At 27.1% G+C, this 13,249-nt stretch carries 17 protein-coding genes and 2 pseudogenes; 18 read left to right on the top strand and 1 reads right to left on the bottom strand.

What is annotated here, in order from left to right; translation table 11 throughout:
* The 14 genes from LPC13_RS15625 to LPC13_RS15560 form a co-directional block, all read left to right on the top strand.
* Positions 1 to 2,505: CD1375 family protein (locus tag LPC13_RS15625; RefSeq protein WP_234088997.1), on the top strand; the 2,505-nt coding region annotated here is incomplete at its 5' end.
* Positions 2,506 to 2,621: 116 nt separating this feature from the next.
* The gene (locus LPC13_RS15620; protein WP_147576273.1) at positions 2,622 to 2,738 is read left to right on the top strand and encodes an LPXTG cell wall anchor domain-containing protein; all 117 of its coding nucleotides are present in this window, start codon (positions 2,622 to 2,624) and stop codon (positions 2,736 to 2,738) included.
* A gap of 65 nt (positions 2,739 to 2,803) precedes the next feature.
* The gene (locus tag LPC13_RS15615; RefSeq protein WP_234088996.1) at positions 2,804 to 3,064 is read left to right on the top strand and encodes a hypothetical protein; all 261 of its coding nucleotides are present in this window, start codon (positions 2,804 to 2,806) and stop codon (positions 3,062 to 3,064) included.
* Positions 3,065 to 3,151: 87 nt separating this feature from the next.
* Positions 3,152 to 3,412 (top strand): hypothetical protein, encoded by a 261-nt coding sequence (locus tag LPC13_RS15610; RefSeq protein ID WP_234088995.1) that lies wholly within the window; start codon positions 3,152 to 3,154, stop codon positions 3,410 to 3,412.
* A gap of 512 nt (positions 3,413 to 3,924) precedes the next feature.
* Complete coding sequence (locus LPC13_RS15605) at positions 3,925 to 4,209, top strand: hypothetical protein (RefSeq protein ID WP_195245451.1); 285 nt, start codon at positions 3,925 to 3,927, stop codon at positions 4,207 to 4,209.
* A 2-nt stretch (positions 4,210 to 4,211) separates the two neighbouring features.
* Complete coding sequence (locus tag LPC13_RS15600; protein ID WP_195245450.1) at positions 4,212 to 4,454, top strand: holin; 243 nt, start codon at positions 4,212 to 4,214, stop codon at positions 4,452 to 4,454.
* A 51-nt stretch (positions 4,455 to 4,505) separates the two neighbouring features.
* Positions 4,506 to 5,504 carry an N-acetylmuramoyl-L-alanine amidase gene (locus LPC13_RS15595; protein ID WP_234088994.1) on the top strand — a complete coding sequence of 333 codons (999 nt, stop codon included), beginning with the start codon at positions 4,506 to 4,508 and terminating at the stop codon, positions 5,502 to 5,504.
* 216 nt (positions 5,505 to 5,720) lie between these two features.
* Positions 5,721 to 6,155 (top strand): DUF6932 family protein, encoded by a 435-nt coding sequence (locus tag LPC13_RS15590; RefSeq protein WP_234088993.1) that lies wholly within the window; start codon positions 5,721 to 5,723, stop codon positions 6,153 to 6,155.
* Positions 6,152 to 7,084 (top strand): hypothetical protein, encoded by a 933-nt coding sequence (locus tag LPC13_RS15585; RefSeq protein ID WP_234088992.1) that lies wholly within the window; start codon positions 6,152 to 6,154, stop codon positions 7,082 to 7,084. The genes LPC13_RS15590 and LPC13_RS15585 overlap by 4 nt, the downstream gene beginning before the upstream one ends.
* 223 nt (positions 7,085 to 7,307) lie before the next feature.
* Positions 7,308 to 7,505, top strand: coding sequence for a helix-turn-helix transcriptional regulator (locus tag LPC13_RS15580; RefSeq protein ID WP_234088991.1), 198 nt, complete (start codon positions 7,308 to 7,310; stop codon positions 7,503 to 7,505).
* A 145-nt stretch (positions 7,506 to 7,650) separates the two neighbouring features.
* The gene (locus LPC13_RS15575) at positions 7,651 to 8,589 is read left to right on the top strand and encodes a P-loop NTPase family protein (RefSeq protein WP_234088990.1); all 939 of its coding nucleotides are present in this window, start codon (positions 7,651 to 7,653) and stop codon (positions 8,587 to 8,589) included.
* Between the two features lie 137 nt (positions 8,590 to 8,726).
* Positions 8,727 to 9,560 carry a hypothetical protein gene (locus tag LPC13_RS15570; RefSeq protein ID WP_234088989.1) on the top strand — a complete coding sequence of 278 codons (834 nt, stop codon included), beginning with the start codon at positions 8,727 to 8,729 and terminating at the stop codon, positions 9,558 to 9,560.
* A 15-nt stretch (positions 9,561 to 9,575) separates the two neighbouring features.
* A complete protein-coding gene (locus LPC13_RS15565) occupies positions 9,576 to 9,839 on the top strand; it encodes a hypothetical protein (RefSeq protein WP_234088988.1) in 264 nt (87 codons plus the stop codon).
* A 13-nt stretch (positions 9,840 to 9,852) separates the two neighbouring features.
* The gene (locus LPC13_RS15560) at positions 9,853 to 10,197 is read left to right on the top strand and encodes a hypothetical protein (RefSeq protein WP_234088987.1); all 345 of its coding nucleotides are present in this window, start codon (positions 9,853 to 9,855) and stop codon (positions 10,195 to 10,197) included.
* Positions 10,198 to 10,213: 16 nt separating this feature from the next.
* On the opposite strand, the gene LPC13_RS17195 is transcribed toward LPC13_RS15560, so the two are convergent.
* Positions 10,214 to 10,549, bottom strand: coding sequence for a helix-turn-helix domain-containing protein (locus tag LPC13_RS17195; RefSeq protein WP_407080858.1), 336 nt, complete (start codon positions 10,547 to 10,549; stop codon positions 10,214 to 10,216).
* A 96-nt stretch (positions 10,550 to 10,645) separates the two neighbouring features.
* Between LPC13_RS17195 and LPC13_RS15555 the strand changes: the two are divergent.
* The 4 genes and pseudogenes from LPC13_RS15555 to LPC13_RS15540 form a co-directional block, all read left to right on the top strand.
* Positions 10,646 to 10,930, top strand: a pseudogene (locus LPC13_RS15555) (FAD-dependent oxidoreductase); the annotation flags it as partial.
* 340 nt (positions 10,931 to 11,270) lie between these two features.
* Positions 11,271 to 11,462, top strand: a pseudogene (locus tag LPC13_RS15550) (N-acetylmuramoyl-L-alanine amidase); the annotation flags it as partial.
* A gap of 182 nt (positions 11,463 to 11,644) precedes the next feature.
* Positions 11,645 to 12,610 (top strand): RpnC/YadD family protein, encoded by a 966-nt coding sequence (locus tag LPC13_RS15545; protein WP_005213197.1) that lies wholly within the window; start codon positions 11,645 to 11,647, stop codon positions 12,608 to 12,610.
* A 102-nt stretch (positions 12,611 to 12,712) separates the two neighbouring features.
* On the top strand, positions 12,713 to 12,880 hold the full coding sequence (locus LPC13_RS15540; RefSeq protein WP_005213198.1) for a hypothetical protein: 168 nt from the start codon (positions 12,713 to 12,715) through the stop codon (positions 12,878 to 12,880).
* Positions 12,881 to 13,249: the final 369 nt, after the last annotated feature.

Genomic DNA, 13,249 nt, shown 5'->3' with positions numbered 1-13,249 from the left:
AATAATAGAATTAGGCAGACTAAAGATATTATTTATGAAGATGGAAAATTTAAAATTATAGTAGATGAGCAGGGAGTAACTTATCCAGGAATAGTAACTAATCAATTAGTTATAAATGATGAAGGAAGAGTTAGCACTTGCTTATTTTATTTCATTGTTGGAACTAGTTTAGATAGAGAAATATTACAGTCTATAGATAAGGTTGAAGTATTAGAACAGTTAGATGAATATGTATTACAAGCTTTTGAGAATTTAAGAGAATTTGAAGAGAGAATTGAAGCTGGAGATGCTACTATTAGAAAACTAAATGATGATATGATTGCAGCTGAAACTAATAGAGAAAATGCTGAAGCTGATAGAGGTAGTACATTTGATAACTTAGTTACTAGAATGAATAACGTTATTAATGTAGCAATAACTACAGATGAAACTCTAAATAATAATGAAACTGCTAGAATTAATAATTTCAATACTCTTAAAACTGAATTAGAGCAGATTAGAGAGGGGTTACTTAATCTTAATAATTCTATTAGCTTAGATGAACAAAATAGAGTACAAGCTGAATTAGATAGAGCAAATGCTAGTATTGAAGCTATTAATAGATTAAATACTATTAATACTAATATAACTAATGAAGAAGCTACTAGAGTTCAGGAATGGAATAATATTAAAAGTGAAAATACAACTCTTAAAGAAGCACTTACAACTATAAATAATACTGCCAATTCTAATGAAGAAGTTAGAAAGAAAAAAGAAGAGGAACGTATTGCAGCAGAGCAACAAAGACAAGCTAATTTTGAAACTATGCAGCAAGAAAACAATAGTTTTAAAGAAAGAATTGATGCGCAATACGAACATATTGACACTAAAGTTAAAGATGTAGATAAGAGAGTACAAGCTATAGAAGAAAATGGAGTAGGTGGAGGAAATGCTAATATAGATGATACTACTATTTCTAAAATTTCTACATGGTCTAGTAAAAAAATAGAAGACTTCGTACACACAAATGATGATGTAGTATGGAGTGCGGTACAAGGAGAAAACTTATCTATAGAGTATACTAAAGAAGGATATCTTAGAGAAGTTGAGATATGGGGTAATACTTGGCAGGATGATACTGATAGCGTCAATATTATTCATAGTTTTATAGGTAATTATAATTTAGATACGACTTCGGGTTATACTATGGTGGACAATAACTGTATTTGTACTGATTTTATAGAAATTGTCCCAACTGAAAGTTATTATGTACATGGGACTAGGGGTGTTAATGTATGTGCTTATGATAAAAATAAGAATTTCATAAGTGGAAAGCAAACAATATCTTATTTAAACCACCCTACTGATGTATCGGCTAGTAATTTTACATTACCTTCTAATGCTAAATACATTAAAGTTAGCATTAGAGATGTGAATACACCGTATCAAATTGTAAAAGGTACTAATCCATTACCCTATGAACCCTATCATAAAGCTGATTTATCAAATATCCAACATCTAGGTGAGTTATATGTAGATGAAAGCGGGCAACCTATTCTTGATGGTGAAGGTAGAGAACAGTATAAAATTGAGATTGAGAGTAGGAATTTTTATAATGAAGAAGAATTATTAACAATTACACCTAAAACTCATAAAACAACAATTTTATTACCTTGCCAGTTATGCAAAGCTGGTGATGTTGCTGATAGGTTGTTCTGGGATAATGAGAAAGGTAAATATGTTGTTGAGAAGAACCTAAATCAAACGGTTACGTTTAATGGTTCAGAGGATTGGACATTAAATTGGGGTTCAAGTGATAATTATATAGGTTTTAACTTAGAAGGATATAACTCTGATTTTAAAAGTTATAGTATGAATTATTTAAATAATAAAATTTTAACAAAGACAGAGTACTTATCTCTGACTACTAAAGATTTTGAGTGGATTTCTTTACATTCAAGTAGAATAGCTTTTAAAGTGGCTAAGAATAGGCTTTCTACGTCTGATTTAGAAGGTATAAAAGCATGGGTAAAAGATCTTTATGTGATATATGAATTAGATACTCCACAATTAATAGAAACAACTATATTAGAAGAAATAAAGCAACCAACTTACAAGGATTTAACTCACTTGTTTGTAACTGGTGGATTAGATGGAACTATAAAAGCTAAATCACCTTTAGACGGTGGTCAAGCTATACAAACTTTAAGTGCTAAGAATGTAGCTTTAAATGAGGAAGTTATCACATTAAGTTTAGAAAATGAAGAAATTAAAGAAGTAAATAATACTCAAGATATATTAATAGATACAACAATGATGGCTACAGATGAAGTATATACAATGTTAGAGCCTATCTTAGAAATGATGCCAATGACAATGAGTATAGATGGAGAAATGAAAGGGGGTAGTTCAAAAATGGTGGATATGTATGTAGCTATGGTACAAAGAGGACTTAAAACAATAGAGCAAGTACCAGCAAGATATAGAGAAGAAGTTAGAGAAATACTTGCAAAATTGGAAAAGTAATTGATAAAAGTAATTTTTGAAAATTAAATAGTATGGTATTTACAAAATATGCTATAATTAACTCATAATTGTATTAATTTTTCGTGAATATACTTAAATTGAAAGGAATGAATTAGATGGTAGAAGCAGAGTTAGTTGCTATTAAAGTATCACCTTTACTTATTAGCATTGGAATTATAATTATTATTGGAGTAGGCTTATTAATCTATATGAAAAAAAGAAATAAGTCATAATGTTAAACTTAGACGAACCAATGTATTATTTTAGGTTCGGTAATTTAAAAAGGGGGAGATTAGAGGTGTTTTTAGAACATAAAACAGATAAGATAATTAAAGGTATCTTTATTGGAGTTATCATTTACTTTATTGGTTATGGACTATTATTTTTAGCCACGCTTTCAAATACAACTTCGGAAATTGGGCATTATATTACAGTAGGAATGTTCTATTTAGGAAATCTCTGTAAACCTATAGGAATTCTAGTTGTTTTTAATTCTTTATGTGACATATTATATAAAGCATTAAAAGCACTTGATAAGTATACTAATGAACATTCTTAATAATTAGTGTGAGTAATAAATATAATTATTATTGGTGTAATAATTAATATGTATCTAACGTATATTCTTATAGGGGGTGATATTAAAATGAAATTAAGGAAAATTTTTTGCTGTATAATTAGCATTATAATATTCTTAACTATAATATTAACCAATAGTATCTCAAAGCCTAATGAGGAAATTAAAAAAACTAAAGTAACAATTAATTATAATAACAAAATCAGTACTGAAGACATAGAAGATTCAAATGAAGTTAGGGTTTCTACACCAGGAAGTGGTTCGGAAGGCGGTATAATTGTTTTGCCAGTTCCTGATGCAAGTAAGCAGCTTATTTTAGATGCTTTATAAACTCCTAATTTGTTGAGTGGGTTATACAAACAATAGATAAAAATTGTTACTTAAAATTGATATAATATGAAAAATAAAAATAAGAATAGATATAATAGATTAGTGATTCCAAGAATATTAAATATAGTTAAGTCGTTAATAATATTATATTTCTATTATCTCTAAACTTATTTTTATTAAAAAAACTGAATAGGTTATTAAATAATCACGTAGCAAATAAAAAACCTATTCGTTTTTAGAAGAATATACCTTGCATTAATATTTTATAGAAAAAATATTAAATATATTCACAAACCTTAATTATTTATAAAGGTTATTAAAGAAGTCAAATAAAATATAACTTCCTTAAAAGAGAATAAGTTGTTAATTAAATCCCGTAGCAATCAACTTATTCTCTTAGTGGGTGAAATAATTCACAGTAATATTTTATGAAGGGATATTAAATATATTCATGGAAAAGTTAGGAGCCGAAAGGCTCTTTTTTAATACAAAAAATAAAGGAAGGTGTAAACGTGGAGACAATAAGCATTGCATTAATTTGTAGCATTATAGGAGCAGGAATAAGTTATTTTACTTTTCAAAGAAATCGTACAAATGATATTAGAGCAGATACAAGAGAGGAAGCAGATACTAGGGCTAAATTAGATTACATAGCAACTGCTGTAGATGAAATAAGATTAGATAATAAAGCTAGGGATAGGGAAATTACAGAGATGAGAGAAAAGGTAATTAGAATTGAAGAAAGTGTTAAATCAGCTCATAAAAGAATAGATGGATTAGAAGAAGGAGCGTGTTAATTATGTCAAAAGTATTAAAATCAATTTTAATAAGATTAAATAACAAAGGAACTATTATTTCATTAGCAGCATTAATTGTTTCACTTTTATGTCAATTTGGATTAAACATTGATTCAGATAAGATTTTAGGAATTGTACAAACTATATGTTCAATTTTAATTTTATTAGGATTACTTAATGATCCTACTGAAAATACTTCAGGATATATTCCTGGTGTTAGCGACAAATTAATTGATAAAGAATAATCTAAAGGGCCTATATGGTCCTTTTTAATTTTCATTAAGGAGGTGTATTATATGTCAAACTATGATGCGTGTCTAAATATAGGACATGGGACTAAAAGTAATGGGGTTTATGATCCAGGTGCAGTTTGTGGAAATTATCAAGAGCATTTAATAGCTACAGATATTTGTAATAATGCAGCTAATAAAATAAGAGCTAAAGGAATTAATTTGCATCTTGGAGAACAGAATTATAGTAATAATATTTTAGTAGGTAATAGTTATAACTATAAGTATGCAATGTCAGTTCATTTAAATGCAGGTGGTGGAACTAGAGCAGAGATATATTGTCCTTGTAGAGATAAAAATTTAGATGTTGAGTTTTATATAATGAGTGAGCTTACTAAAATAGGACTAAAAAATGGTGGAGTTAAATCAAGAGATTATAATTCTGAACAAACATTTATAAGAACAAATGGAGTTGCTTTAGGATATACAGATTATTATGGTGAAATAAATAAAGCATACTCACAAGGCGTATCTTTGGATATTTTAGAAGTTGGGTTTATAGATAGTTCTGATAGGGATATTATATTAAAAAATATAGATAAGATAGGAACTATTATAGCAAATGCTTTTTGTATGGTTTGTGGTAAACAACCATATAACTTAAATGGAAATGTAGTAAATAATAATGAAAATAAAGAGGAGATGAATTATTCTATGTATATATTCAGTAAAAATTGGTACTTAAAGAAGTATCCTGATGTAGCCAATAGTGCTACTTATAAAAATGATCCATATAAGCATTATGAGAAGTATGGTAAAAAGGAAGGTAGAAAACCACTTCCACCTATTCCAGTAGAATATAATGAGGGAGCTTATCTTGAATTAAATAAAGATGTAGAAAAGGCAGTAGAAAAGGGTAGCTTTATATCAGGAATAGATCATTATATGCAATATGGATTCTGCGAAAATAGAAGGATATGCAAAGATGATAATGATGCAGCAATTAGAAAAAGAGTTGCAGAGCTTGAATTAAAATTAGAAGAAATTAAAAAAATAATAGATTAATTATTTAGGGCTAGTAGGTAGGAGAAATCTTACTTACTAGCCTTTTTTATTTTTATGGACAAGTTTACCATATTTGTTGTAAAATAAAGAAAAAAGAACTTGTATTCAGACTACCAATCTACACGAGTTCAATCATCAAATATATCTATTAAATCTACTTCTATTATAGCATATATTTGATGATATAGGAATAAATAATAGGGGGATAAATAACATATGGCTTTGCCTGAATTTACGCCTGATGGTCTTTTGCCAGAAGGAATACATAAAGCAAATTTAGATGAAATTAGAGAGAGGTTTTGTTCTTATGGTGATGTAGAAAGAAGAGAATTGTTGTTTAAAAGCTTATATAGTTATATTCAAGAGGTTAGACAACATAAAGTTAGTTTTTATATATGTATAGATGGAAGCTATGTTACACAGAAAGATAGTCCGGGAGATTTAGATGTATTAATTTTATACGATTTTGAATATGATAATAAAGAATGGAGAGAATTAATTAGTGATAAGACAGCACCTTTAAAATTTAAAGGACTACAAATATTATCTGCATTTATCGACTCTTATGGTGAAGATAATCTTCTAGACTTCGCACAAGATGTTAAAGATAATCTAAATTTAAGAAAGGGAATAGTGAGGGTGGTATTATGATAAATAATTTAGAAGAAAAACAATTTATCGAAAAAAGAATAAATAAACTTGAAAATATTCTCTTTGATTTAAAGGAAAGATTACTTCCGGAAAGAGAAGAGCAATATAAAGCAATGGCATCTATATATGTAAGAAAGATAATTGAACTTAGAGAAGAAATTGAAGAGTATATAGGGATGAATGAAGTTTTAATAGAAAAAAGTGATATAAATATTCATGTAAATGGACCGGCTATAGGATATGGTAAGGCACCCATAAGCATAATATCTTCATATTTGGATAATTTTAAAACTTCAGTAAGAAAAAATTACGGAATATTAAATAATAGGAGTAAAGTTCCTAAAGATATAGCGTTATTAACTGACTTTACATTGAATCAGTTAGCAGCAGGAAGTATAAATATATCTTTAAGTATTCCAAATGAACAAACTGCCTTTTTAGATGATATGCCATTTAATAAGTCATTACGTATATATTTTGAATTATTACAGTCAGTAAGTATGAGAGAAGAGGATATTCATATTGATGGGATTGATGATGAATATATAGGAAAACTTTTAAATAATATACTTAAGATACTACCAGATGATAAAAATATAAGAAGTATTGAAGTTTACGGTAATAGAGTTTTTAATAAATCAAAAATATGTTTAGATCATAAGAGTAGAAGGTTTGTTTTAAATAAAATTGAGAGTATAAATGAAAAAGAGAAAAATATATCTATTAATGGAATAATCAGAGAGATAGATTTAGATAAGATGAGATTTTATTTAAGAGAGATTGATTGTGAAGGAAGAGAACAAATAAAATGTTTAGTATCTAATGATGAAATAGAAAATTTAGGTGAATATCTAAACTCACGTGTAAAAGTTATAGGTATTTTAGAAAATAATTTAGTAAAGGTAAAGTATATAGAAAAATATAATTAACAAAAGCACCTAGATTTCTCTAGGTGCTTTTATCATATAAAAAATAAAACCAGCTACAAATGTAACTGGCTCTATGGTGATTTATATTATATAAAAGGATATTAATTATATTTTAATTATACCAATAAAAAGGAAAAATAATCACGTCATAGAATAAAATATATATATATATATATATGGATATAAAAATTAACAAAATAAATTGACAGAATTGAGGTGAGGTATGGTTAAAAATAGACTGAAAGAAATAAGAATGAGAGAATATATGATGGAGCCTAAGGAATTTGCTAAGAAACTAGGGGTAACTGTAAGAAGTTATTACCAATATGAAGAGGGAAGTAGTAGACCAAAGTTAGAAATAGCATTAGAAATAGCTAAAAGGCTTAATAAAAAAATAGATGACATTTGGTACCTGGAATAGTAACCAGGTATCTTTTTTATTTTAAAATGAAAATAATTTATAAAAAAAGAAAATAATTAGGAAACTTTCTAAAATTATTGCATACATATAAAACATAAGACAATTCAAAAAAATTCATTTCTTTAAAACTATAGGAGGTAGTGCAATGCTACTTATAGATTATGCTTTACTAGGTTTAACTGGAGTTGTAATTTACAATGGATTAAATTATTTAGATAACTTTAAAAATATAAAGTGGAATAAGTTACAAAAAGGATTGAAAATAGAAAACTATAAGATTATAGAAAATGAAAAAAATGATTTTGGATATAAGTTAACCATAGAGCTACCACCAGGAGGAACAGTGAGTAAATTAGAAGATAACATAGAAGCTATAGAAAAGGCTTATAAATGCAGGTGCTTATTAAGTAATATACCATTTTCAAATTCAGTAGAAGTTGAATTAGTTACTAAAGAAATAAAGGGGTTAAAGCAACCACTAATTATGTTAACACCATGTCAACTATTATTAGGATATGATTTTAAAGGAAATCCTATAATAGCTGATATGGAAGATACACCGCATATGGGGGTAGTAGGCACTTCAAAAATGGGGAAAAGTGTAGCTATAGAAATGGCCCTAAAAATGATAAATGATAAAGTTGATATAACGTTATTAAATACCTTTACAGATAAAGATTTTACGTCTTTGGATGCAATTAGGATAAATGATTTAGAAGCAATAAAGGAATATTTAGAAGAGCAATTAAATGATAAAAGCTGGAGGGAAAGACCACTTTATATACTTATAGATGAATACAATGTTTTGAGTAAATCTATAAAGAAAATTGATGATGTAATACAAGGTTTATTGGCTCAAGCTAGGCACTTTAATGTATTAATAATATGTATAATGCAACTTGGGAATAAAGAGGATTGTAAGTTTAAAAACTTATTTAATTGCAGACTAGCTTTTAAAACTATAGAGAAACAAACAATATCAGCTTTTTTAGGTTGTCCAGTACAGGATACAAATATTAAAAGACAGGAATTCTATCTTTATCATACTGAATTAATACGTGGAAGGACTTATGATAAAGGATAATATAAATATATTAAATGCAAGGCGCAGAGCGAAGCGAGGGCGAACGATAGCGGAGCGATAGTGTAGCCCGATGCAAAGCCGAGCATTAAAGAGGATATATAATTATATTAATCTTTATAATAAGGAGTTTACGTAATATGGGGGTGTCTACTAAATATAATGATAGACGAGAAGATACAAAAATGTACTCTATAGATAAAGTAAAAGCTATAGTGTATGGGGTTAAAAATGAAATTATACAGTTAATGCTAGATAAGTTATCAGCGGTTATAGATAAAGAACTCATGTATTATGAAAGTAAAGGAGTATCTAAATGTTATAGAAATTTCACCTATAAGGGAATATACTTAGGAATTGAAAATAATTGGAATAAAATTTATAGCAGAAATACTAAAAATGTAGTTTTAGAATGGAATCCAAATAAAGTTAAGTTAGATAAATTTCCGATAGATTTAAGAATACTATTTGAAGATTTAAATAAAGTGGAAGTCATGTGTTTTGATGTGGCGATTGATGTACCAATAGCACTTGAAAATTTAATAGTGTTAAAGCAGCATGAACTACAAAGAATGAATATATTAAGTCACTCAAACGTTGAAACCTATTATATAGGTAAATTTAATGAAAATGGATTTTGTAGGATTTATGACAAGGCTAAAGAATCTAAACTTGATTATGACTTAACTAGAATAGAAATACATTTAAAAAACGTTGGTCTATATGGATATTATGAATCAATAAAAAAGCTTAAACTACCACATGTGTTGATTTTCAATGAATCTAATTTGAATGATATATCAAATACAAATAGAGTGCTAGTACAAGCTTGTTATTTAATTCCGCATTTACTTTCTATGTTAGAGAAAAGAAAAAGGAAGCAAATAAAAGATTTAATTAAAAATAATTTAAAGCAAATTGATATATCTATAGAAAAGATAATGGAAACTTGTTTAAATTTTAAATTTATTTAATAAAGGAGAATTAATATGACTAATACAATTACTATAAAGAAGGAAATATTATTTTTAGAAGGCAAAATAAACAATATTAAAATGAAAGATGATAGTGAGATTCAATATGTTAGTGCAGCTATAATAATTAAAGATGATAATTGTAAAGTTGATTGTAGTTTTAAAGTTAAACCAGAAGAATATTTAGCATTAGAATTACAACCTTATGAAAGCTATGAAGCAACTTTACAAATTGATATACAGGATAAAGTTAAGATTAGGATTTTGGAAATTAGATAGCTGGTGATCTATCATGATAATTAGTTACACATTAGATAATAAGCTTATTTTAAATAAAGAAATAAAAAGTAAAGATATTATCAAATTTACAGGCAAGATAACAACAGCAACAGTACTTATAGTATGTATTTTTAACGTTAAAGTATTTGCAGAAGCTCCAGTGAAATGGTATAAAAAAGCGTTGAATAAAAGTGAAATGTATGTGTATATGAGATTATGGGAAACTGTTTTTGCAGATAGGGTTATAGAGGGAATACAAGCATTACAAGAATGGCCTAAAGAAATTTTAGATGGAATAATTAAAGCAGGATATACGGTAGAAGAGTTAATAGGGTGGTATGTAGAGAATAAATATTAAATAATAAACCAGGATATTAATTATCCTGGTCTAGTTTTTTTATAATATTGTATTTGGATCTTGGAAATTGGCACTTAAATACTTTCCATCTATATATACTTGAATGATGACATTCTAAAATAGCGCATAATTTTCCTACACCATACTTATTTAGTAAGTTAGTTATATTCTCTTCTTGATTTAATATAAATAGTAAATAATCATCGCATAGTATATTCTTATCTAAAATTTTTATTAATTTTAATAAAGTATCTCTGCTAATATTATCTCTACTTCCACGCTCTAGTTCGTTAATAGTTGAACGGCTTAATCCAGTTAACTTAGATAGTTCGATTTGAGTAAGTCCAGATATTAATTTAGCTTTTTTGAATTTATCATTAAATGATGATTCAGATAAATCTGAATACAGAAGAGAATGTATATAGTTTGTAGTTTGGCATATCGTGGTGAAGCAATATGTACAGGAAGTTTAGCAGGTCATAATGCAGTAAGACTTATGATGGGAATGCCACTTTTAATATTACCATCATCTATAGCAATTGGAGATTTAATATCCTATGCAAATGAAAAAGCTGCAACAAGAGAAGGAAGAATGGATAGATACACATTTGCAGGAGCAAATTACTTTAAGAGAATGCAAGAGTTAGGACTTTACACTATAGATAAAGAAGAAATTAAAGATAGAATTAGAAAGCTTAATTTAGACAATATATTTGAACAAAAATTAGTTTAGTATAGATTCATAAAGGTCACTAAGAAATAAATTTAAATTCTTAGTGACCTTTTAGGTTTAAGAGAAAATGTAATACTTTTAATAAGATATATTTTTTAAGTATAAGTATTTCTAAAGGGTGTTGGTATGAATATAATATTATAATTGAATAATATTATAAAGAATTTGAGAATTTTGGGGAAAAGTGACAAGTTTAATAAATGTTTAGGTAAGAAAGAATTGAATTTATTATATTATATTTTTAGTAATTCGGTTGATGTGGGGGCGTAGATAGATTTGTACACAATGTTCCTTATGATGGAGGAGCAGTAGGAATAGGTAATGAAATGATCTAAATAAGTTAGTTGGAAATGAATTAATAAGTAAGCTTAGGGGAAGAGGGATTAAAGTTGTAAATTGTACACTTAGTACTGCAACAAGTCTTAATAATTTATTGTATCAAAGAGTAATAAATGCAAATAATTCTGGTGCAATCTTGTTTGTATCAATACATCATAATGCATGCCCTGATGGATATGGATCAGAGGTTTAATGTAATACTGAATAAGGAATGACTGAAGGTGCTTAAAGTGTTTCCATATATTTCATAAATATAAGCTTTATTAATAGTATTAAGCATAATAAAAATTCATTTAATTTTTCAAGATTAATATTTAATAGTTTAAGAACAAATAAATATGGTATATAATATAATCATAGAAAGTTGGTGTTTATTTGGAAAAAGAAAAGGTCAAATTAGATGAAGTTTTAAAATTTTTGTTTTCAACATCTAATAAGGTATTAGTAAAATTATTAAATGGAATATTTAATGAAAATTTTAATGTAGATGAAGTAGAGCTAACTGTTAGTAATAATGAGTTTGTTGAGGATGATTTAGGAATATTAAGAGGAGATATGTTTTTTGATATTCTTAATAAAGATTATGACAAAGCAAGCTATCATATAGAGTTTCAAACAAAAAATGATAATACAATGATTATTAGAATGTTTGAATATGGTTTTAGAAAAGGAAAAGAACAATTAAAAAGTTTAAAAAATAATAAAGAAGATATAAAGACTATATATTTTCCAAAGCAGAAAGTAATATTTTTTGAAGAGAATAAAAATATTAAGGACCAACTAAAGTTAAAAATAGTATTTCCAGATGAACAGGAGATTATTTATATAGTAGAGGTAATGAAATATTGGGAATATAGTGATGAAGAACTTAGAGAAAAGAAAATGTATCCGTTAATGCCACTGCAGCTTTTTAAGTTAAGAAAAGAATTAGAAAAGGCACATAATAAGAATGATTTAAATAAAATAAAAGAATTATCTAATAATGCAAAAGTGCTTGCTAGTAAATTAGCTAAAGAATCTGCAATATTATTTGAAGCTGATGAGATATTAGGTGAAGATTTTCATAAGATGTTATTAGCTATACAAAATCTTATAGAATATTTAAATAGAAATTATATGAATGATGAGAATATAGAAGATGAGGTGACTACAATGACTAAAACATTATATGACCCTGAAGTTGAAAAAAGAGGAATAGAAAAAGGAATAGAAAAAGGAAGAGAAGAAGGAATTAATCTTACTAAAAAAGTGTTCAAATTATCAGTTGTAGGTGAATCTATAAGTAACATTGCTAAGATATGTGGAATATCAGAAGAAGAGGTAAGAGAAATTTTAGAATAAGATTTAATTTTAGTATTTAAATAATGAATTATACAGAATATTATAGAATATCTAAATAAAAAGTATATGAATGATGAGAATATAGAATATTAGGTTACTACAATGACTAAAACATTATATGACCCTGAACTTGAAAAAAGAGGAGAATTAAAAAAGGCCAAAATAGCAATAAGAAATATGCTACAAAAAGGTATGGATGAAAAGAACATTGCTGAAATATTGGAAGTAGATATGTCTTTAATTGAAGAAGTTTTAAAAGATATTAAATAGTAATATAGAATTTTAATTTTACAAGTTAATAAAATATAAAAAAATATAAAAAATAAAGGTTAAATGTTCAGAAAATGAATATTTAGCCTTTTAATTTAAGAGTACATTCAGTAGGATGTTGAACTAATTGTTTATTTCCAGTAGCAAGTAGGTAATTAATGGAATGTTTAATGTGTATTTATTGACAGTAGCTTGGATATGGCAAATAGAAATTTAATTAATGTTGGACAGAAGTTGAGGGTAAAGTAAGAGTAAGGTGGATGAAAGGTTTATGTATTGAGGTACGTAAGCCTTTTTGTGTGTGCCCAGCATGGGCAACAACTTGACGGTGAAAGTCCGTTGTGGGCTTGGTAGTGGGAACCACTAGCC

It is taken from the genome of Clostridium celatum, from assembly GCF_021412605.1.
Classification (GTDB): domain Bacteria; phylum Bacillota; class Clostridia; order Clostridiales; family Clostridiaceae; genus Clostridium; species Clostridium celatum.
The sequence above is the reverse complement of the archived record's forward strand: the minus strand, read 5'-3'. Positions and strand labels throughout refer to the sequence as shown.